Source organism: Streptococcus mitis bv. 2 str. SK95, from assembly GCF_000222705.1.
In the GTDB taxonomy this organism is placed as follows: domain Bacteria; phylum Bacillota; class Bacilli; order Lactobacillales; family Streptococcaceae; genus Streptococcus; species Streptococcus mitis_AY.
In genome coordinates, this window is sequence record NZ_AFUB01000040.1 from 68,111 (window position 1) to 90,655 (window position 22,545).

Annotated in this window: 17 protein-coding genes and 1 pseudogene; 3 read left to right on the forward strand and 15 right to left on the reverse strand. The window is 37.7% G+C overall.

Annotated elements, in window-relative coordinates; genetic code table 11:
• Positions 1 to 8 precede the first annotated feature (8 nt).
• The 9 genes and pseudogenes from HMPREF9965_RS08375 to efeO form a co-directional block, all read right to left on the reverse strand.
• Complete coding sequence (locus tag HMPREF9965_RS08375) at positions 9 to 887, reverse strand: DMT family transporter (RefSeq protein ID WP_000791834.1); 879 nt, start codon at positions 885 to 887, stop codon at positions 9 to 11.
• A 1-nt stretch (position 888) separates the two neighbouring features.
• Positions 889 to 1,746, reverse strand: coding sequence for a phosphotransferase family protein (locus HMPREF9965_RS08380; protein ID WP_000413089.1), 858 nt, complete (start codon positions 1,744 to 1,746; stop codon positions 889 to 891).
• Positions 1,747 to 1,762: 16 nt separating this feature from the next.
• Positions 1,763 to 2,785, reverse strand: coding sequence for a ribitol-5-phosphate dehydrogenase (locus HMPREF9965_RS08385; RefSeq protein WP_000609899.1), 1,023 nt, complete (start codon positions 2,783 to 2,785; stop codon positions 1,763 to 1,765).
• A gap of 4 nt (positions 2,786 to 2,789) precedes the next feature.
• Positions 2,790 to 3,497, reverse strand: coding sequence for an IspD/TarI family cytidylyltransferase (locus tag HMPREF9965_RS08390; RefSeq protein WP_000638510.1), 708 nt, complete (start codon positions 3,495 to 3,497; stop codon positions 2,790 to 2,792).
• Between the two features lie 284 nt (positions 3,498 to 3,781).
• A complete protein-coding gene (locus tag HMPREF9965_RS08395) occupies positions 3,782 to 3,952 on the reverse strand; it encodes a twin-arginine translocase TatA/TatE family subunit (protein WP_000512108.1) in 171 nt (56 codons plus the stop codon).
• Positions 3,936 to 4,667 carry a twin-arginine translocase subunit TatC gene (gene tatC, locus HMPREF9965_RS08400; RefSeq protein WP_000379848.1) on the reverse strand — a complete coding sequence of 244 codons (732 nt, stop codon included), beginning with the start codon at positions 4,665 to 4,667 and terminating at the stop codon, positions 3,936 to 3,938. The genes HMPREF9965_RS08395 and tatC overlap by 17 nt, the downstream gene beginning before the upstream one ends.
• Positions 4,668 to 6,356 carry an FTR1 family iron permease gene (locus HMPREF9965_RS08405; RefSeq protein WP_000252113.1) on the reverse strand — a complete coding sequence of 563 codons (1,689 nt, stop codon included), beginning with the start codon at positions 6,354 to 6,356 and terminating at the stop codon, positions 4,668 to 4,670. It lies immediately after the preceding gene.
• A complete protein-coding gene (efeB, locus tag HMPREF9965_RS08410) occupies positions 6,331 to 7,545 on the reverse strand; it encodes an iron uptake transporter deferrochelatase/peroxidase subunit (protein ID WP_000161917.1) in 1,215 nt (404 codons plus the stop codon). Before efeB ends, HMPREF9965_RS08405 begins: the two co-directional genes overlap by 26 nt.
• A gap of 5 nt (positions 7,546 to 7,550) precedes the next feature.
• A pseudogene (gene efeO, locus HMPREF9965_RS08415) lies at positions 7,551 to 8,300 on the reverse strand (iron uptake system protein EfeO); the annotation flags it as partial.
• Between the two features lie 358 nt (positions 8,301 to 8,658).
• Here efeO and HMPREF9965_RS08420 point away from each other — a divergent pair.
• Positions 8,659 to 9,354, forward strand: coding sequence for a VIT1/CCC1 transporter family protein (locus HMPREF9965_RS08420; RefSeq protein WP_000137594.1), 696 nt, complete (start codon positions 8,659 to 8,661; stop codon positions 9,352 to 9,354).
• 40 nt (positions 9,355 to 9,394) lie between these two features.
• On the opposite strand, the gene HMPREF9965_RS08425 is transcribed toward HMPREF9965_RS08420, so the two are convergent.
• Complete coding sequence (locus HMPREF9965_RS08425) at positions 9,395 to 11,383, reverse strand: FtsX-like permease family protein (RefSeq protein WP_000489333.1); 1,989 nt, start codon at positions 11,381 to 11,383, stop codon at positions 9,395 to 9,397.
• Between the two features lies 1 nt (position 11,384).
• Positions 11,385 to 12,143, reverse strand: a complete 759-nt coding sequence (locus HMPREF9965_RS08430) for an ABC transporter ATP-binding protein (RefSeq protein ID WP_000173369.1) — start codon at positions 12,141 to 12,143, stop codon at positions 11,385 to 11,387.
• A 444-nt stretch (positions 12,144 to 12,587) separates the two neighbouring features.
• On the opposite strand from HMPREF9965_RS08430, the gene HMPREF9965_RS08435 reads away from it, so the two are divergent.
• Positions 12,588 to 14,582, forward strand: a complete 1,995-nt coding sequence (locus HMPREF9965_RS08435; protein ID WP_000832035.1) for a DUF1430 domain-containing protein — start codon at positions 12,588 to 12,590, stop codon at positions 14,580 to 14,582.
• Position 14,583: 1 nt separating this feature from the next.
• The gene (locus tag HMPREF9965_RS08440) at positions 14,584 to 15,234 is read left to right on the forward strand and encodes an ABC transporter ATP-binding protein (RefSeq protein ID WP_000571611.1); all 651 of its coding nucleotides are present in this window, start codon (positions 14,584 to 14,586) and stop codon (positions 15,232 to 15,234) included.
• Between the two features lie 104 nt (positions 15,235 to 15,338).
• Here HMPREF9965_RS08440 and HMPREF9965_RS08445 read toward each other — a convergent pair whose 3' ends face one another.
• From HMPREF9965_RS08445 to HMPREF9965_RS08460, 4 genes are all read right to left on the reverse strand, one after another.
• A complete protein-coding gene (locus HMPREF9965_RS08445) occupies positions 15,339 to 15,611 on the reverse strand; it encodes a PspC domain-containing protein (protein WP_001092790.1) in 273 nt (90 codons plus the stop codon).
• Between the two features lie 59 nt (positions 15,612 to 15,670).
• Positions 15,671 to 16,114 (reverse strand): SprT family protein, encoded by a 444-nt coding sequence (locus HMPREF9965_RS08450; protein WP_001054540.1) that lies wholly within the window; start codon positions 16,112 to 16,114, stop codon positions 15,671 to 15,673.
• Complete coding sequence (locus tag HMPREF9965_RS08455) at positions 16,101 to 18,230, reverse strand: Tex family protein (RefSeq protein WP_000359112.1); 2,130 nt, start codon at positions 18,228 to 18,230, stop codon at positions 16,101 to 16,103. The genes HMPREF9965_RS08450 and HMPREF9965_RS08455 overlap by 14 nt, the downstream gene beginning before the upstream one ends.
• Before the next feature lie 117 nt (positions 18,231 to 18,347).
• Positions 18,348 to 22,529, reverse strand: coding sequence for an NACHT domain-containing protein (locus HMPREF9965_RS08460; RefSeq protein WP_000790890.1), 4,182 nt, complete (start codon positions 22,527 to 22,529; stop codon positions 18,348 to 18,350).
• Between the last annotated feature and the right edge of the window lie 16 nt (positions 22,530 to 22,545).

Genomic DNA, 22,545 nt, shown 5'->3' on the forward strand with positions numbered 1-22,545 from the left:
ATTCTCCTTTATTCTTTAATAATAATATAAACACCAGCCATGACAACAAGCGATGTAATAATGGTCACCATATCGAGTGGTGTTCCTAAAAGCATTGCTGAGAACAATACTGTCCAAACGACATAGCTTACGTTCAAACCAGTTGCTTTTGCTGGTTGTAGCCGATTGATAGCAATATAGTAAGCTAAGTAAGAAATCATATTACATGCTGCAAAGACAATCAAGAGACCTAGTAATTGTCCGTCTGCCACTTCTGCAAATGAATGATGAGAAAAGAGGACAATGACAAGATATGACAAGAATGAGGTTACTTGGCGGATTAATAGTGCTTCAATTTCACTTAATTCACTTTCCATGGCGTAGGAACTAAGAACACTCTCACTTCCCCAAGCGATGGCACAAACTAATGCACAAAGAATTCCGATATAAAAAGAATTAACTTGCTCAACTTTGTATGTCTGGGCAATAATACCAGCGATAATCAACAGAATACCAAACACAGTATTCCTAGATACCTTGTGTTTCAAAATGAAAAATGCTAGTAAAACAGAAACTGCTGGATAGATAGCTGATACTGAAGATGCAAGAGAACTACCGATATACTTAACCGCATAAAGATTGGCCTGCATTCCTATTGGTCCAGCTAGCAAGGCTCCGATAATAACACTGACATTCCGAATATTTAGAAAGATTGACAAGCGAACTTTTCCTTCTCTAATCAAGAGAAAAGCTAATAAAATAAAGATACTCAAGAAGTCATGTGCCGCTGCCACCACAAAGGGGGAAAGATTTGTAAAAATTGAAAAGATATAAGCACTGATTGTCAGTCCTAGCCCCCAGAAGATCCCTGAGAGCAGACCGAAAGAAACACCATTTTTATTCTTCATCCTAACCCCCATAATAGGTCAAACCGTCAACAGCTCTTTGGTAACGACTCACACCATAATCTCCAAAGTCAGCGCCTTGAGCTTCTTTGTACACTGTCCACAAACTCCAGATAGTATCTTGCAAAATTTTATAGATTCGAATCTTTTCACGAGATACTGGAGTTTTGTCACTCTCATAGTAGGTTAGGAAATCTTCTTCTTCCTGATTTGTAAATCCAGACTCCAAAAAGAGAGCTGCCAAATCCCACATCGGATCATTCATGGAAGAGTATTCCCAGTCGATCAAATACATGCGTCCTTGGGGTGACTCGATAAAGTTTTCTGGTACCAAATCAATATGACAAGACTTTCTGTCAACACCTAAGTCAGCCAATTTTTTCTCTAGTGAAAATACATCTTTTCTTACAGCTTCATAATTGGCGTAAGGGATATTCCCATCAATCAGGGCTTCGTATTTTTTGATTTCTTCAAAAGGTGCAAATTCCCCTCTTAGTTCTTTACCTGATGCATGAATGGTCTGTAGAATCGGGGCAATCTTTTCAAACTTGGACTTGATTGATGTTGAATCAAGAGTTACTGCTGATTCGATGTACTCATTGACCTTAATTCCTGACTCAATATCAAAAAGATAATTCTTGACATCAAGATTCAAATCTTTCAACAATTCAAGATTGTATTTTTCATCTTGACGGTTGATGAGCTTTTCAGTTCCTTTTCCGAAAAATTTAACGATATAGGGTTTGGAGGTTGTTTTAACCAAATAATTCTGATTCGTCATGCCACCCAGTTGTTCAACACTGAGGACTTCCTCTTCTTCAGATAGCAAAGAAGAAATTTTTTCTTTGATGAGTTTCTCCACAAATAACCTCCATCTTCTACACTTCCCACTTAAATACTGTTTTAAAAGCAGTATTTAGGTCGGTGGCAAAGACACGGTGAATGTCCTTGATTTCTCTAACTGGTTCTTCGATATAAAGGATATTCTTCAGACGATTAGCAAACTTTTTGACTTCCATCATCTGAATTGCATTTTCAAAATCAATTCGTCCTGAGCGAGACGAACCAACCAAGAGCAAGCCTTTTTCTAGGGCATCTCGTGTATTGATATTGACCTTGTATTCGCTGACTCCCATCATGAGGATCGTTCCTTGTGGGTAAATATAACGAATCAAGTCATTGATAGCTGGACCTGTACCATCACCACCACAACATTCAAATCCATGATCAAAGGTCAGATCCTCGGGAATATTATCCGTGATGTAGCACTCTTTTGCAAAAGAGAAGAGTTCCAGTTTTTCCCAATGGCGACCAATCACGATAATCTCTGCTTCTGGTAGAGTGTAATTGATAATATTGGCAACCACAAAAGCCAAACTACCATCTCCGATAACTGCGATACGCTCTCGTTTGCTGTGGGCGAGATTCAAGAAACGATCCATAGCATGCATACCCACACTCACAAACTCGGTAATGGCTGCAACTGTGTCCTCAATGTCATTATAAGACACAACACGATCTTTTGGAAGAGAGACAAATTCTCTCATAAAGCCATCATAACCACTAGATAGGAAGTAGGTTCCTGTCATGTAGTTCTCGTAGAACTCCTTGTCACTCTGCATAGGCGGTTGATTTGGGACCATAACTACCTTTTGACCGATTTCATAGGTCCCAGTTGGATCTGAAATAACAGTTCCACAAGACTCGTGAATCATAGCCATAGGAAGTTTTTTAGCCAATATCTTTGGATCACGCTTCCCTTGATAGTAACGTTGATCCGCATGACAAACTGCCATATAATTTGGACGAATCAGGATATGATTCTCCTGATCAATGTCCTCTTCTTGGTATTTTACATTGATAAACTTGGGTTTGGTCAGTTGATAAATTTGATTAATCATAGCCTTAGTCTTTCTCAATCATGCTTTTCGCGATTTTCAAGTCGGTCACAGTTGTGATTTTAAGGTTTGAATATTCCCCTTTAGCTAGGGCAACGTCTTTCCCTTTGATAACAAAAATCTTACATGCATCCGTCAGGATTTCCTTTTCTTTATCAGATAGGGAACCATACAAATCCATGAAATCCTTGCAGCGGAAGGTTTGAGGTGTTTGACCCTGATAGAGGTGAGCACGATTTGGAATATCCGTGATAAACTGGCCGTTAGTGCTTTCAACAATGGTATCAACCGCTTCTACTACTGTGTCAACCGCATCATGATTTTGGGCGAGTTTGATATTGTCCTGAATCATGCGAAGCGTGATAAATGGACGAACAGAGTCGTGGGTAATCACGATATCTTCTGGAGTAATTGGACGGTAGGCGTCAATGGCTTCTATAATCTTCTCGATACTGCTATTGCGATCAGCACCACCCTTGGTAATGATGATACGATCCTTGTGAAGAGAAAGATACTTGTCAACCAAGTCCTCAGCGTGTGATACCCAATCTCCATGAACTCCAACTACAATTTTTTCAATACTTGGCTCCAAGACAAATTTTTCAATTGTGTGGATCAAAATAGGACGATCACCCAACTCCAAGAATTGTTTTGGTAAATTACTGATTCCCATGCGTGTGCCAGTTCCTCCGGCTAGAATTCCTGCATAGATCATATATATTCTCCTTTGTTTATTCTTAAAAACTCATTACTATCTATTATATCACAATCTGCCCTTATCATGAAGAAAAGACCGAAAACTATCTATTTGAGAAATAAAATTAGATTTTCCTCTATATTTTTTTACTCAACATTCGGTTAATATATAGTCCTTTAGAATATAATATAAACCTTAAAATTATTTTTAAGAATACAATAAAAAGCTAGGAAATTGCTCACCTAGACCTAGACAGCTACAGTTCCTAACTTTCTTGTTTTTATTTATGATTATGGAATAAATTACTTTTCCTGATCTTGGTCACCAGCTCCTTTAACTGCCTTTTTAAACTCAGACAGCATTTTACCGATTGATTCACCAAGTTCTGGTAATCGTTTTGGTCCAAAGATTAAGAGTGCACCTAGAACGATGATAATCAATCCTGGAGCACCGATATCACGTAAGATTCCCATTCTTTTCTCCTTTCATTTTTTTCTTTACAATACTCTTGCTAATTGCAATACTAAGCTCATAGAGCGAGATTAAAGGAACAGTCATAGCTAGATCGCTGATAAAATCAGCAGGTGTCAAGATAACAGCTAGTACCAATAAAATAAAGTATGCATAACAGCGATAGGTAACTAAGAACCTTGGTTCAATCAAGCCAATCGACGTTAAAAAAGCGACGATGACAGGCAATTCAAAGATGAAACCCAAGGGTAGGGTTGTTTGAAAAACAAAGGCTAAGTAGTTCTGAGCCGTTAATTGAGTTTCAAATAATCCTTCCCCAAGACCTAAAAGCACTTGAAGTAAGGCTGGTGTCACAAAGTAGAATCCAAAGGCTAGTCCAAGTAGAAAGCAAATAAAACTAGCTGGAATATAGGCAAAGATTGCTCTTGCTTCTTCTGTTTTCAATCCTGGTTTGATAAAACTCCAAATCTGATAGACTGTAAAAGGTAGCGTAATGGTAAAGGACATCAGACTCGCCAAGCGCAAATAAATCCACAGAATGTCATTTGGACCTAGTACAATCAACTTTTGATTAAAGGACTGAGTCAGATAATAATAAAGTTGATCAGCAAACAATAAAGCTCCGCAGAAAACTATAGAAAAGCAGGCTATAACAGCAATGAATCTCTTTCTAAATTCTACCAGATGTTCAACGATTGTCAATTCTTTTGTATCCATCTACTTTTCACCCTGTCTCAATGTGACAACCAAAACAATTATCAAAAAGACTAGCTGACTTCCTAAACCTTCCCAACTTGGATAGATGCCCAAGAGGTCGATAGTAGGAAAACTTGATAGCAGGTGATTGGGTGCCATATTTGTCAGCTGGAGAGCATGTACACTAACTCCAAGCATCTTGAAGGCAAGAGCATAAATCATCCACGTCAGTAGGAAGAAGACCTTATGAGGTAGGAAGAATTGACTCGCCTTGTTCATCAGAAATGCAATAATCAGCAAGACTAACAAAGCTAGAGAAATACCTAGAATAAACTCAAAACGAGATATTCTCGGTAAAATACCTACGTAAAATAGAATGGTCTCTGCCCCTTCACGGAAAACAGCTAGAAAACTAAGAGCAAACATGGAAATGAATGAACCTGTCTTGGTCACAGTTTTCATTTGATTATCCATAAAATCATTCCATTTTTTGACCGAGGATTTACTGTGAAGCCAGATACCAATCAAAATCATCATAACGACTGCGAAAATACCAACAGCTCCTTCGATGATTTCTCGATTGGTCCCTGATGTTACTGCAGGAAAGGCAATTTGTAGTATAAATGCAATCACTAGACTCGCAGCTATTCCTGATAGTGCTCCACCGTATACCCACTTGAGTCCTTTGCGCATCTTGGCTGCTTTTAAAGTTGTGACTAGGGCCATGACGATTAAGAGGGCCTCTACTCCTTCTCGTAGGAGAATGAGCATGGCATCAAAAGCGTTGTAGCTTGCGCTAGTGTCAATTTGAAATAAATCCGAAATCAGTTTTTCTAATTTTTCTTGATATTCCTTCTCACTACCCTTGACCATGATTACAGGACTTTCGCTTTCGACTCGGGTGTAGAGGGAAGGATTGGTCGTACTAACAGAACCTTCAACAGTCGGCCATATAGTAATAAACTCTTTCATGGTAGCCGTCCCTGCCGTCGGGTTACCAGCTTTAAATTCTTCCAAGGCTTTTTTGAGAAGCTCAATGCCATCTTTAAGACTTAGATTGGAGGAACTTGTCGCCACTTCTTTGCCAGCTACGAAATTATCAATGGCAGTTTTTAAGTCATTAAAAGAAGACTGGATAGCATCATAATCTGTCGGCTCCATTTCAATACTACTGCGTAAGAAAGAGATAGCAGTTTCTACTTGACCGTAATGAGTTGTACTGTTGTCGCGGACGACACTTTCATTGAGTATCCAAGTTGAATTCATCTTTTTATAGGCTTCTCGGACTTGCTCTATGTTTTTGGAAGAAATTGCCTTATCCAAAGTCTCAAAACGTGGTCTTAAGCGACTGACAAGTTTTTCCTTCTCCGCATTTAGATCTATTGGATTTTGTTCTTTCTCAAAAGCTAGAAGGGCAGAAGAGATTTGTGTCAGATTTTCTTCACTGATCTCCCCTGACAGAGCAAGTTTCTCCTTGACAACCTTTCCAGCATTCGAATCAGCATGTTCTACTGTTTCAAAATCCGTCGCCATTTCTCTAACTAGGACCTTGGCTTCTGCCTGATTTCCATTTTTTATAGCCTGAGAAGCATCCGTAATCTTTACAAAATAAGAACTCAGACTTTCCTTCGCACCAACAGGAGACATAGCTAACAAGAGAAAAGACAAAGTAACAAAACAAATACTAGTCTTCCAATAATTTCTGACCAATATAGCCTCCTTTCTCTACTCCACCAAAGCAAGCAAAAAGACCACTACCGATGTGGGTTACATACTCATTCATCTTGTCTGTAGATCCGAGGTTGGTTTGAACCTTGACAAAATGATCTGGATCCTTTTGGAAAGAGATAAAGAGTAAACCCGTGTCAAATTGTCCAGTCTTATCATCAATGCCATCCGAGTATGAATAAGATCGTCGTAAGAGTGGCTTCTCTACCTCTTTGGCTAATCGAACATGCGAATCATCTGGTAAAAGACTCAAATCTACTTCATCAAACTCATTCTTCTTCCCAAAAGGGGCGCCACTTTCCTTATAACGACCAAAGGTATTTTCTTGCTCTTCAAGATTGGTTCGATCCCAGGTATCGAGAAACATCTGGATGCGACGAACGGCCATATAGGAGCCGTTTTCCATCCAATCCTTGCTGTCGGCCCAGACAACACGATCAAAATCCTTTTCTTTGGTCACATTGGCTGTTCCATCTTTGAAACCAAAAAGGTTGCGTGGTGTCTCCATACGATCCCCAATAGCAGCAAATCCAGATTGGCTCCAATGGAGGGTAACTGCATTTCTCCCTTTACGAATGAGGTTTCGAATAGCATGAAAAGCAACTTGCTCGTCATCTGCACAGGCTTGGATAACAATATCTCCCCCAGTATATTTTTCACGCAGTTGCTCCTTTGGAAAGGGTGGAAAATCCCTAAAAAGTTGAGGACGCTTGTGCTCCAAATTCATCTTTTTTAGGAAACTAGCAGACACACCAAAAGTTAGCGTTAAACGATGAGGATTTAGACCCACTGTTTCTCCAGTGTCACTAGGTGGCAAGAGAGCATTCTGACCATCTTTTTTAACCAATTCCCCCTCGACCAACTTGGCACTATAATCCGTCCAATCCTTGAACAACTGGATAATCTTATCTTTATCTGTCGTATGCAAATCTAGGACAACAAAATAGATATTCTTCTGCATAGGGGTCGTGATACCCGCTTGGTGTTTCCCATAAAAGTCAATTTTTTCATTACCGTACGAGATTTTTTCCTGTTTGTCTAGCTTAGGCGCTAAAAAAGCGGAGGCACCAGAGAGACCAAGTGCTAGACCAGCACCTCCAATACCCGCTTTTTTTAGAAATTCTCGACGGTCCATTTTTTTCTCAAAAAAATTTTCGTCTTTCTTAGTCATACTGCTTATTCTCCATCAAGAAATTTGCCCATTTGTGATAGAGGTTCACCAAGTTTCGTCACGGCTTCAGCCAATTCTTTGGTGTCTTCTTTTGTTAAGTCTGTATAGAGTTTGTAGTGTTCCTTGTCTGTCATATGTTTGTCCAACAAGCTATTAACAGATTTGAAATCAGCTTCTAATTCTTTAACTAGGTCAGCATCTGATTTTTCTAGTAAAGGTTTAAAGAGTTGAAATATCTTTTCAGCTCCCTCGATATTAGCGCGGAAGTCGTACAAATCTGTATGAGAGTAGATTTCCTCTTCACCAGTAATCTTACTTGTTGCTACTTCATTGAGCAAGTCAACTGCCCCTGTCAACATAATCTTGTGATCTACTTCAACAGTCGCTACCTTAGCCTTCAACTCTTTGATATCGTTGACAAGCTGATCACCGTAACTTTCGGTTCCCTTAGTTGTGTTTTCTTCCCAAAGGATACGCTCGATACGGTGGAAACCTGACCAACCTTCCTCGGTCTTATTTTCATCCACATAGTCTGCTAGACGAAAGTCAATCTTAACATCAGATTCACCAAAACTCTCAGCGATTGGTTCTGAACGTTCATAAGTCATACGAACAAGTGGATAAGCTTTCTTGGCTTCCTCCAATTTTCCGTCTTTTAAAAGCTGGACAAAGCCTTCTGTATCCGTTAAGAGTTTGTCAATTTGTCCTTGAACAAAAGTCTTATAATCTGCGGTTGCCTTATCAAGCAATTTTTGTTTGTCATCTGATAAAGCTTGTCACCTTAGAGGAATCACTTGTCTCGGTTGATTTTTCAAAACGGACTGCACATGCTGTCAATAGCAAAGCAGAAGATAAAAGGACAACACCTAGTTTTTTCATTATTTACTCCTATTGATTCAGGAAGCCTGAATTTATTTTACGTTCCATTATAACATCCTTTCCTTAGTTTTTTAACAAATTGTCAGAAAATTTAATATTTGAGAATTTGAAGTAGCATTTTCTGGTAAAATTAGAAAGGGCTTAAAAATTAGAATCGTAGAACTTTTTTCAGATAGTTTAAAAAGATTGTTTTCCCCTCCTCTTTTCTCTATAATGGAAAGAAAGGAGATGACTATGACAGAATTGAAACATGAAATTGATGCAAACTTTGCAGGACGACTCAATATCCTGCGCGCTGGTGTTCTCGGTGCCAATGATGGGATTATTTCCATTGCTGGAGTCGTTATCGGTGTTGCTAGTGCGACGAACAATATCTGGATTATCTTTTTATCAGGATTGGCCGCTATTCTCGCTGGTGCTTTTTCTATGGCAGGTGGCGAATATGTCTCTGTATCCACTCAAAAAGACACGGAAGAAGCCGCTGTTGCCAGAGAACAGTTGCTCTTGGATAAGGACATCGAATCTGCAAAACAATCCCTCTATGCTGCTTATCTTCAAAACGGTGAATGTGAAACTTCCGCTCAACTCTTGACCAACAAGGCCTTTTTAAAAAATCCCCTCAAAGCCCTTGTCGAGGAAAAATACGGTATCGAGTACGAAGAGTTTACCAACCCTTGGCATGCTGCTATCTCTAGCTTTATCGCCTTTGTACTTGGAAGTCTTCCTCCTATGCTTTCGATCACCGTCTTTCCAAGTGACTATCGTATTCCAGCAACTGTTCTTATCGTAGCCCTTTCCCTTCTTATTACGGGCTATACCAGTGCTAAATTAGGAAAAGCTCCTACGAAAACTGCTATGATCCGTAACCTCTGTATCGGACTTCTCACCATGGGTGTAACCTTCCTCTTGGGACAACTCTTTAGTATCTAAGATAAAAGAAATACCTCGACAAATATCGAGGTATCTTTTTTTACATTTGCACAATCTTGCGATAGCTTCTAGAGGTAATCATAAAGATTAAAACGTAGACAATGAGGAAGATGGCACAAATGGAAAGTGTAACGGTCAACATCATGGTCGCATCTAACACCCCAATGACTTTTAGGATGAGACTAAGCATATGATAGGCAAAGGCAAGATGTAGGAAAGCAAAGAGCAATGGGAGGAAGAAAACAGTTAGGACCTGTTTATTAATGGTTTGCTTGATTTGCTTTTGATCGAGACCGACTTTTTGCAAAATGATGAAACGTTCACGGTCTTCATAGCCCTCAGAGATTTGTTTGTAGTAGATGACAAGAACTGTTCCCACCATAAAGATGATAGAGAGGAAGATACCGATGAAGAAGACACCTCCATAGAGGGCACTGATTTGTGCACTGCTATCAGCCAGATTGCTTCCGTATACATAGCTTCCCTCTTTGTTTAATTCTCTATTAAAGTTATTAAGGAATTTTGAAAAATCATCAGCGAGTTTAAGCTGTTCTTCCTCACTAGCTGTTACATTCATACCACCATAAAGTTGATCAAAGAGAGAGGAATCCGGATATTGATCAATAAAGGCTTGCAGATTAGGCACAACAAGATAATTGTAGTCAGATGTGAGGATGTTAAACTGATTTGGCACATGTTCCAGAACGAAATCATTTTTAATTTCTTCTTTAACAGTGTAAGTCTGGTCATTTAGAGTGAGTTCTTTCTGCCCTTGAAGTGCCTTACTCTTGGTAAACAACCCAACTTCATTACCTGAAAGGGAGAGTTTTTGACCAGTCATGATTTCATAGTCTTTTTGGTCAAAGACCATGAAAATGGTTTTCGGTTGGACAAAGTTATTCCCCTTTTTAAAGATACGGAGTTTGGTTCCATCTTGACTCTCGATGCCAAAATTACTGTGACGAAAGACTTCTTTTTTGGTGATAGTCAATCCCTTATCGCTAGCATACTGACTCAAAAGTTTATCTAAATCTTCTTTTTCAACATTTCGCCCTGAAATTCCAAAATCATGTGGATTCATGAATTTCTTGAAGGTTTCTGAAGCCTTGAAGATACTAGTTGCAGCAGACATGGTCACCAAGACCATGGTTGAAAGAATGGCAATCGTCGCAAGACCAACCGCATTTTTCTTCATACGGAAGATGAGATTGGATACGGAAATCATGTTGTTGGGTTGATAATAGTAACGTTTGTTTTTCTTCAAGATTTGTAGGAATACTGTAATCCCTGCATTAAACAAGAGATAGGTACCAAGGATTACCAGCAAGACCGCTACAAAGAAAATTAGAACAGCATTAAGTGGATTTTCAACTGTGACTGCTAGGTAGTAGCCAGCTCCCATACTAATCAAACCTAGAATAGTTTGAAGACTTAAGAAACGTCCTTTTTTCTCACCACTGGCTTTTTCACGAGAGAGCTGAAGGGCATTCATGCGTGCGATGCGAAAGGCATTGATAAAAATTAGACCTAGGAAGATAGCTCCAAAGACGATGAGAACTAGGATGAAGACAATTGGTTGGAAAGTCGAAACGAGCTCCACTTTCATTTTCATCAGCTTCAGAAGAAGGGCAAAGATTAGCTTATCAAAGAGAGCTCCTAGGCCGAGACCAGCTGTCAAGGTTAAGGAACCAAAAATAAGAAGCTCCTTAAAAACCATACTGATCAAATGGCGCTTTTCAAGCCCCAGCATACCATATACACCCAGCTCCTTGGAGCGGTTCTTCATGACAAAACTATTGGCATAAAGTACAATAATTCCAGAAGCGATGGTAACAACTACCATACCGAGGGCAAGCGTCATAGAGATAGTTTCTCCCCCTCGGATCTTGCCAATATTAGGGTTGAGTGACAAGGAGTAAAAGAGATAAGTAATGGTCACAGCTAAGAGAACAGCTAAAGCAAAGGGATAGTAGAGTTTGCGGTTTTTGATTAAGTTGGACGCCGCTAACTTATTGGTCAATCGGAACATACTAATTCACCTCGCTTGCCATGACAGTCAAGGTATCAGAGATTTCTTGGAACATCTGACGCTCTGTCTTGTCTCCACGGTAGATTTGGTTGTAGAGGATGCCGTCCTTGATAAAGAGAACGCGCTTGGCCCTGCTGGCTGCCGCGGTTGAGTGAGTTACCATAAGAATGGTTTGACCGCGCTCATTGATTTCATCAAATACATCGAGAAGAGCTGCAGATGACTTGGAGTCAAGGGCTCCTGTTGGCTCATCTGCAAGGAGAATCTCAGGTTCAGTGATGATGGCGCGTGCTACTGCAACCCGCTGTTTTTGACCACCAGAGATCTCGTAAGGGTACTTCTCTTGCAATTGGTTGATACCCAAATTTTCAGCTGTTACCACCAATTTCTTCATCATCTCCGTGATGGGTTTTCGTGATAAAACTAGCGGAAGCAAGATATTGTCCTTAACAGACAGGGTATCTAGCAAGTTAAAATCTTGGAAGACAAATCCCAACTTCTCACGACGGAAACTGGAAGCCTGTGAATTTTTAATGGTTGCTGTGTCGGTTCCATTCAGGTAAACCTGCCCACGAGTTGGTTTATCCAGCATAGCTAGGATATTGAGCAAGGTTGATTTACCAGAACCAGACTCACCCATGATGGCAACGTAGTCACCCTTTTCCACGGTAAAGTGAATGTCTTTGAGGGCCTCTACTTGGTTGCCTTGGAAACGAGTTTTATAGATTTTTTGAACGTGTTTTACATCTAAAAGTGTCATGATCTTCTCCTTCTTAATATCCCATCAATTGAAACTGTGCTTGCATCATAGCGCATCCCAGTTGAACACGCTCGATATCTTTTTGACTTGGTTTTCTTGTTTTCTTTTGTAAGATTCTTTTCATGGTTTTGCTCCTTTGTTCTTTATGAGTCTAGTTTATCGCAAAAAAAGGCGGCTTGCCATAACCTAACCTTACAAAAGAGACTTTAATCTTACATTTTTGTAAGATTGAGGAATTTTTTTGAAAATAGCTACTATAAGAAGTCATGGTATTGCTTGTTTTATTCTTAAAATAATAGTAAAATTAAATTATGAAAAGGCTTTCTTTGACATCTTGTAAAAGATTTAGCTTTCTGATAATTATTTTTAAAAGTGCTAAACTATCATTCGTATCACTGCTATAAGGAGGGAGGTCCAGCCCCCCTCTTTTAGAAAGAGGTTCCTATGAAACGTGTTTTTCTCTTTATCAGCAATCTTCTTTTAACTTTCTTTCTCATTGCCACTCTATCCTTTTGGAAAGACTCTCTTCCACAAATCCTGTTCCCGGGTGCAGCAGTATTAAGTGGGCAAGCAGATTATTCTACCGTTAAAGAAGAATTAAATAGTCTTGCAAAAGAACATAATAGTCTTATCGCAAGAACCATTTGGGAAGTAGATAGTGATGGAAAATCACAAACTTACTACGAAGTTTTTGGAGATGGGAAACTCCCAGACTGGATGCCTCCAGCAAGTCAAGAAAGCATTCACAAGAGCGATCTTCTCAACAACTACAATATTATCAGCGGATCCCTAACTAGTCAAGAATTGGCCACTCATCTGAAAGAACTTGGACTAGAAAAAGCGAATGCATTTGAAAATGACAGAGTATCCTTCGTACTGGCCATGTTTACCCAACCTGATCAGCTCATCAGTATGTTAATCTTTTTGCTGACTTTCTTAGCTTTAATTGTTATCGGTCAGATTCAATCTCTTTCTCAGTCAGGGATTAGATTGATTTCTGGAGAGCGGCTGAGCCATCTCTTCTTTCGTTCTCTCGCAAGAGACGGACTTGATATCCTTCTTTTTGGTCTACCTGCTTTGCTGATAGCATGTATCTTGCTCATTTCCCTAGGATATCCTTATGACGTTCAAACTTTTTTAGGAATACTTTTTATTCTTTACAATAGCCTACTTTTTTTACTTAGCCTCCTAATTGCCCTTCTTTTTACCATTTCTTTGAAAAAAGTTCATCTCCTCTCTATCATCAAAGGAAAATTACCAATCAAGTCAATCCTACGCATTCTCTACTTTGGTCAGGTACTTGCCATTCTACTGGTTATTGTAGGATTTGGACGTATGTCTACTTACTATCATATACTTGAGAAAAATGAGGCTGGACAAGCTACTTGGGAACAACGCTCTAATGTTGTTACTCTTCAAACAGGGCGTTCCAGTCAGATGAAAAATTTAGATGAACTGCAGACAAATGCTGATAAATGGTTTGACTTTATTCAGCATGCTATAGATAATGAGAATGCCTTCCTTATTAAACATAATCTAGTTGAGCAAGCTCCTAAGCAAGCTACCTCAAATCATAATGAAACTGAAAATAACCCTTATGGTGTGGAAGGAAAAAATATTCTCTACGTCACGCCCAGCTACTTCAAAAAGGAAGGTATGGACTTATCATCAGAAATCTTTCAAAAAATCAGCACCCTCAAAGATGGACAGATTCTTGCCATACTCCCAGAAGAACTACAAAAAAATGAAAAAGATATAAAATCAACCTTGCAACAAGAGTTAACCAACCGATTATACAGTAGCGAGTCTAATCAAACTGTCGAAGTTAGTATAGCTTATACCAATCAAAAAAATGATGTATTTCTCTATAATACCGCCCATATTGCTTATGATCAATGGTTATCAAATCCCATCTTTCTTGTGCTTTCTCCTAAAGCACTTGGCAAGGCTTCCTCCATCTTCTGGTTTACAAATCTAGAATATCTCTATTTTACAGACCTCCACCAAACACAAGAACTTTTGAAACACTATCAACTTGATCATATGGTCTCAAGGCTATCGCCTGCTAGGGAAACCTATCTCCAGTTAAATCAAAAAATTAAAATCGAAATTTTTAGTAACTTAGCGAGTGCTATGTTTGCTATTTTGACTTCAATTTTGCTGTTTACAAGTTTAAATCTGCTCTATTTTGAAGCCCTTCGCAAAACCATATTCTTGAAAAAAATAGCAGGCTATTATTTCTTTGAATTACACAATAGATATATCACTTCTCAAATAGCAGCTCTCTTCATTGGAAGTAGTATAGCACTATATATCTCTAAGAATTTATGGATTACGCTGTTTCTATTTCTCAGCTTTTCAAGTTTAGCTATTCTTCTATTAAAAATTTGTGATAAAAAGGAAACTAAAACCTATGCTAGCATCATCAAAGGAGGATAGTATGATTGAATTACAACATATTTGGAAACAATTTGGTTCTCGTATTATTTTTTCAGACTTGAATCTGAATTTTCAAAGTGGTATAGTGTATGCTTTGATAGGAGACAGTGGTTGTGGAAAAACCACTTTGCTCAATATGCTTGCAAAACTAGAGACTTTCGACAAAGGAGAAATCGTTTACAAAGGAAAGTCTTTGACTTCACTAAAAAATGAGGAATTCTATCGTAACGAGCTAGGTTATCTCTTCCAGAACTTCGGACTATTAGAAAGTCAGACCATTCGAGAAAATCTTGAGCTGGGACTGATTGGCAAAAAACAGAACAAGAAACAAGAAAAAGAGAGACTTCTTCTTCAAGCACTACAAGCTGTCAGACTAGATTATCTAAGTCTCAACCAAAAAATCTATGAATTATCTGGTGGTGAAGCTCAACGCGTAGCGCTTGCTAAGATTATCCTGAAAAATCCTCCTTTAATTTTAGCCGATGAGCCTACCGCCTCGCTAGATCCAAAAAATTCCAAGGAAATTATGGAAATTCTCCTTGAACTTCGTAATGCTAATAGAACAATTATCATCGCAACTCACAATCCTAGTATCTGGAAAATGGCTGATCAGGTAATTCATCTCTCTCAAGATGGAAAAGAATATACTTAAATACCAAAATCCCTTGTGGCTAAATAACCACAAGGGATTTTCAGTCATTTATGCTGCTTCTTTTAAGTAACATAGTGCAAATAATAAATACTTCCTATTAAATCTCACCAAAACCAGCCATCATTGTCTTCAATAGCTTGGGCTTCCTTGCGTTTGCGTGGTCCTGTTCCGTACATTTCAGCTTCAATCTCTTCCTTAGTTGGCAAGATAGAGGCAAGGATGATGTAAATAATCACACCGATTCCAAAATTTGCCACAGTAAAAATGGCGAAGAGAAAGCGTACTAGGGTTACATCAAGTTTCCACTTGTCTGATAGACCAGCTAAAACTCCTGACACCATACGATTTCGTCTCATTTTATAAAATTTTGTATTCATGATTGTTTCCTCTTTCGGTATTCTTACAAATAGTATAGCATAAAACGGGACCAAGAACATCAGTCCTTAGGCCGATTTAAGACAACGAGTTTACCTCGGCAGATGCCACAGCGATAGCGTTTTGTGTCAATCCTTCTCTTGCGTTGATAGATTTGCTGGCAAGATTGGCACTGATAGACTAGGTAACTATCCTGACTTTTCAAAGGTGGTACAAAGCGCAGTCCATCCACTTCTTTCAATAGTTCCTTAAATTCTCGGTCCTTATGGCGATAACCCTTTTTCTGAAAATAAAGGTGATAGTGACAGAGTTCATGGCGCACGATTTTGCGAAAGACTTCCAAACCTAGTTCATTATAAACCTTGGGATTAAAATCCAAATGCCCATCCTTTGGAAAAAATCGTCCACCTGTCGTTCGCAAACGAGAATTCCACTGGGCTTGGTGGGTGAAAGGTCTACCAAAGTCTTCGAGGGAAACAGACTGAACATACTCAGTTAGATTCATCTGGAGCGAGAAGCGACAGGTTGACTTTTTCACGTTCAGTATCGATTTTCTTAACCCAGACCGTTACCAAATCTCCCACTGACACCACTTGACTGGGGTGTTTGATAAATTTGCGACTCATATGAGAAATATGAATCAAGCCGTCCTCGTGAATCCCGATATCAACGAAGGCACCGAAGTCAACGACATTACGTACCACACCTTCCAGCTTCTGGCCGACTTTCAAGTCTTTGATATCCAGTACATCTTGACGGAGTACAGGAGCATCAAAGGAATCACGGAAATCTCTACCTGGTTTGAGAAGGTCGGCAATGATATCTTTAAGGGTTTCTGGTCCAAGGTCAAGTTCTTGCGCCACTTCCTTGACTGAAAGGGACTTGAGTTTGCTTTGGGCTTCTTCATTCAAGTCCTTGATATCCAAGCGTTTGAAGAGTTCCTTGACAGCAGCGTAATTTTCTGGGTGAACTCCTGTATTATCAAGGATATTGCTGCTTTCTGGGATACGGAGGAAGCCAGCTGCCTGTTCAAAGGCCTTGGCACCCAGACGGGGAACCTTTTTAATTTGGGCGCGTGAAGTGATTTTCCCTTCTTCCTCACGGTATTTGACAATATTTTCAGAAATAGTTTTATTGAGTCCAGCTACATGGGAGAGAAGAGCTGGGCTGGCTGTATTGACATTGACACCAACTTGGTTGACAACGGTATCGACGACAAAGTCCAGACTCTCAGACAGTTTCTTCTGACTGACATCGTGCTGGTATTGACCGACACCAATTGACTTAGGATCAATTTTAACCAATTCAGCAAGGGGATCTTGCAAACGACGGGCGATAGAGATAGCAGAGCGTTTTTCAACGGTTAATTCTGGAAACTCCTGACGAGCAAGTTCACTAGCAGAATAGACAGAAGCTCCACTTTCATTGACAATAACATAGCTGACTTCTGGAAACTCTTTCAGAACTTCCGCCACAAAGGCTTCACTTTCCCGACTGGCCGTTCCATTTCCGATAGCAATAATTTCTACGCCATACTGACCAATCAAGTCGGCTAAGTCTCGCTTGGCTTCTTCGATTTGATGAGCTGAAGCTGGTTTAACAGGATAAATGACTTGGGTCGTCAGCATTTTTCCTGTTGTATCAACGACAGCCAGCTTGGCACCTGTACGAAAGGCAGGGTCAAATCCTAGAACCACGCGCCCTTTCAGCGGAGCAACCAAGAGGAGATTGCGCAGATTGTCAGAAAAGAGTTGGATAGCCCCTTCTTCTGCCTTCTCAGTCAATTCTGTCCGAATGCGTCGTTCGATAGCAGGCAAGACCTTTTTCTTAACTGACTGTTGAACCACTTCATCTATATAGGCATTTTTCACCTTGAAACGAGCAGCAAAGAAAGATAAGATACGGTCCGTCGCATGTTCAAAGCCAACCTTCAAAATACCTAGTTTTTCCCCACGATTGAGGGCCAAGGTACGATAGCCCTGCATGTTGCCAACTGTCTCTGAAAAATCATAATAAATCTGAAAAACTTGTTTTTCATCAAGACTTTCATCCTTGACTTGCGAAGTAAGTTTAGAGTGTCTCAGCACCTCCTGATAAGTCATAGCACGTAAATTGACATCTTCCGATAAGGATTCGACCAAGATATCAACTGCTCCAGCCAAGGCTTCTTGACTAGTCGCAAATCCTTCACAGACAAAGTTCTCAGCCTCTTTCTCTAAGTCAGTTACGTTTTGCAAAATTAAGCGAGCGAGAGGGAAGAGTCCAGCTTCACGGGCAATGGTTGCCTTGGTCCGACGCTTTTCCTTATATGGAAGATAAAGTTCTTCAACGTCTGCTAATTTTTCAGCTGCCAAAATAGCTGCTTCCAATTCCTTAGTTAGCTTGCCTTGTTCTTGAATCTTAGCTAAGACAGCTTCTTTACGGTCGTTGAGATTTGTCAGACTTTTATCCAGGTCGATAATGGCCTTAATCGCCACCTCATCCAAACTACCAGTCATGTCCTTTCGGTAACGCGCGATGAAAGGAATAGTCGCCCCTTCAGCCGTCAAACTTAGAACGGTATCAATTTGCTTTAAGGTTACTCCCAAATCTTGGGAGATTTTTTCATATTTTTTATCCATAAATCTATTATACCATAAGGGAAACAATAGAGTCTCTTCTCTAAAAACGGTTTTTATATTTACTTGATTAATCTTCTATAATATCTATATTTTAGTCTTCCATTTTTAATGCAAAACTTAAAAACTTTTATCAACTAGCCCAATATCATGCTGAATTAAATTTTTTTCCATCCAAAACAATCCTCTCCATCTACTATAATATTGGTCTCGAGGAGATTTGGTAAAGTATTGTTTTTCTCCAATAAAATTCCAAAATACACTTAAATCATTTTCTTTTAAAAATTGATCAAGATAATCTTTTCGTATGATCAATCCATTTATAGTATTTGTTAGTTCACCATCAAAAGCTACTAAGTCTCCCTCTTGACTAAAATAATATCCATCATACTTCTTCTGAACTAAATGTAATTTGCCAATCAACTCTGGACAAGGAATATCAAATGATATAGTTTCTTTTTTAGAAGCATCATATTCTTCTTCCCAGCAAAAATGAATATGGGCAGGCAAAAGCTTGGCAAGTGTCTTTTTTACTTTAACAGTAAAATACTCTTCTTTTTCAACTAGTTCAACCTCTTCGCCAGATTGAATGAAATCAAGAACTTTTTGACGTTTAATTTCTTCCTCACCAGTTTCTACATTATAGTTGAACCAAGAATCTTCTACAATTTCTTTCACACCTGGTGACCATGGGAACTCTCTGTTATATATCTGATATAGAGAGGTTACTTCAGACTGTATTCCATTTTTGAACATCTCACTTTTTTCAAAATTAGATTTTAAAGAATCGAATTCACCGTTTTTTACAAAATATGCACCAATAATTCTCCACGTTCTCTGATGACCTTCACAAAACCATGAAAATGTATCAGAAGCTTCATCTTTTTGGTTTTTAATTTCTTTATGTTGATAAAGCAATGTCCATTCTGTCCCATCATTATCTTTATAAGTTAAAGGCATATCAAACAAACTTGTTTTGTGTAAAATCCACTCATTAATTTGTTGATTATTAACTCCTGTATCTTCGATAAAGTTTTCATTATATTCAATAGTGAATTTCGGAAGTGATTCTAAAGGAAGCATGAAATGACAATTTAAAGTAGGATCAAAATCTCTAACATATGGTTCCCAAGCACCTTTATATTCCTCATCAGATGAGTTACTCCAACCCTTTAACTTATGAAAGTCTGAAACCCTTGCTAGAATATTATAAAATGCAATCCATTGGTATTTCTTTCCAATTCTCTCAATAGTGTGATTTCTTCCTCTATCAAGAGGGTGCCCGCATGAAATGTCATATTCAGTGAACAATTCATCTGAATATCCTAACTCATCTCGAATATATTGCATTGCATAATGATATAGATTCTCAATGTCAACGTTCTTGAACCGATTTAGTGCTGATTGGAAAGTATATCTTCCAAAATCACCGTACATACCGACACCTTCTGGTCTCATAGAAGTATCTATTCTGTCAAAGCCTCCTCTTTTACTATCCAAGCTACTATAGGTGCTAGGAGTAACAATAGGAATCGGCTTAGAATTGTAAGGAGGAATTATATTTAAACGGTCTATTTTGGCACTATTTTTAGGAAATTCAAATAAATATCTTTCAATAATCAATCTTGCATAATCCCTCAGTAAAATATCTGGATAGTTGAATTCTTTATCAAATATACTTGAATAGATAAACTCTGCTAAAGATTGAAACTCATTTTCATATGGAATTTCTTTTTTCGTACAGGCACCAAGAACAATGCCATATAATCTTTGAATAATGTAAGGGTCATTAACTGTTTCAAATTTTTGTAATAGATATTCACTAAACTCAAAATTATTCTTCAAAATTTCAATCATTGCTTTTGATGTTATATCACGTAACCTTCTATTTGAAGAAGCTAGCAACCATGTGAACAATATTAAAAGCAACTTAATTTTCTCTTTCGAAAGGGAATCAATTTTATTACCTTCATCAAAAAGGCAAATCAATTGAAAAACTCTCTCATATTCATTTGTTAAATTATTGATAAATGGTAGCCAAAGACTATCGCGTTTATTTAACTGCTTAGGAAAAAGAATTTCATGTAAGTACTCCGAATTTATAGGACTGTTTTCTTTAATCGCATTTTCGATTAAAACATTGAAAACATCTTGATAATTTGTAGGGTAATTATTTGCAATATTTCTAAAAAGCTCTCTACTTACTGTATCTACTGGTCGCCAAGAAAAGCTCTTTAAATATCTGTTGGCTAAATCATAACAATCATATTCGTTAGAAATCTTTTCAATCAACTTTATACAGTCTTCATCATATTCTTCAAAATAGAAACAAGATACAAAGAGAAAAGTATCTATGTTTTTGTTATTTTGAATCTCTCCATTTTCGATTTTCAATAGCTCTTTTTCAAGATAAGAATCTAATTCTTCCTTATCAAACGAAAACTCCATAATCTTTTGAGCTTTAAGATAATCCTCTAATAGATTATACCCAAAGGAATACACTTCTTTATCTTGACGTACATTGCCAATCATTAAACCTGATTTAAGCAGAAAAGAAAGAAAGTATGATTTATTTTGAATGCCGTAATATGACCAAAATTTCATTTGAAATAGTTCTTCCTCGATAAGATAATTATTGCTATTACTAAGTTGACATTCGGCAATTTCTAATAATAATTTTTTTAATATTTTACCCGAATCCGGAATACCTAAGGCTTTCTGAATTTCTTCATCAATTAAAGTAATAAAACGATCAAACATTTGAAAAAGATTTAATTCTTCTCCATTATACGTTTTACAGAATAGAGTTAAAAACAGCGGATTCGTCATCTCATAGTTTAATAACTCAGATGGCGAAAATGGAATATTGTGAAAATTTAGAAATTCTTTAATTGCTACTACAGAATCATCTTGAAAACCATGATGCGTAATTCTTAAAAGTTCCCCACTTTTTAGTCGTTCTATCATATTTTCTTCAAAAACGAGTTTTTCATATCCTGTTCTCACAGATAGTACAAGTTTAATATGTTTTCGCCTGCATATTTCTGAAATAATCGTTGATAATCCATTCTTCCACACACTTCGATTTGGAGTCTCATTAATTGCATCAATAAAAATATATATGTGCTGATTCTCAATCTCCCCCAGAATATCTAACATATCTAAGAATTCACGGAATCCATAATCAAATTCAAATTTCTCCATAATTTGTTTAGAAATATCACTACTAGATAGATAGTGATGTCCTAACAAAAGAAGTGCATATCCATCCTCACTCATTGTTTCCTTTACAGAATTTGCAAGTAATTGAGTTTTACCCATACCTGCTTCTCCAGTGACAACAAGAATTTTATCGCTGATGAGTGCCTCCTCTTTGTTTGAACTTCCAATCCAGTTTAGATACCCTATCAATCTATCTATATCACGTACTTGATTGAATATTCTATTCCGATTTTCCGAAGATAAATCACTAGTTGACTCTATTTTATTATCTAGATTTTCCCTATTAATACTCAATTTTTCAAGTTCGAACTCTAAACTACGATTAATTTTATCATTCCACTCTAAATAATTCTCTATATTATCAACCGTTACATCTTCTAAACTGTCAATAAATTTCTTAATTTTAAAAATTATCTCACTTCCTCTTAAGCTAAAGAGCGTATCTAACTCTTTGAGGAATTCTATTTTTTTACCATTAATTTTATCAACAGCTTTTTGATTTCTAGTAAAAAGATGAATTTTTTCATCTGTTCCAGTCTCAACATTAAACATTGGGTTATACCTCATACCTAATGAATCAAATGATAATTGATTATAATTTTCAAACCAATCCTTTGTTATCATATGATTCTCAAAAAAGAAGGATTGTAAATCGGTATACTGCGTAACTTGAGTTAGAATTTCATTATTGCTAATAACCCTTAGTTCAATATCAGCATTTTTCAAAGCTTCTACAATTCTTTTATAACTTGAACTTGTTAATGTTAAATCCTTATTACAGTAGAGATAGAAGACATCAAGTTGTTCAGCATATTTTTCTATAGTTTTGTTTACTGATTTTTGAATTTGAGAATAATCTACTCTATTAAAAAAATATTTTGCCTGGAAAGAAATTATTTTATTCACTTTAGGACTATAAATAGGTGAAACTTCAATGCCTGGATGATTTGGGCTTGAAGTTAAAACGCAGGTGTTATCTAAAAATTGTCTTTTAAATAGTATCCTACATAATTGTTCAAAAGTATCTGTTACATCACTATGTATAGATTCAAAATTACTCCAAGCTATCTTATTTTTCATTGAAAAACCATCCTAA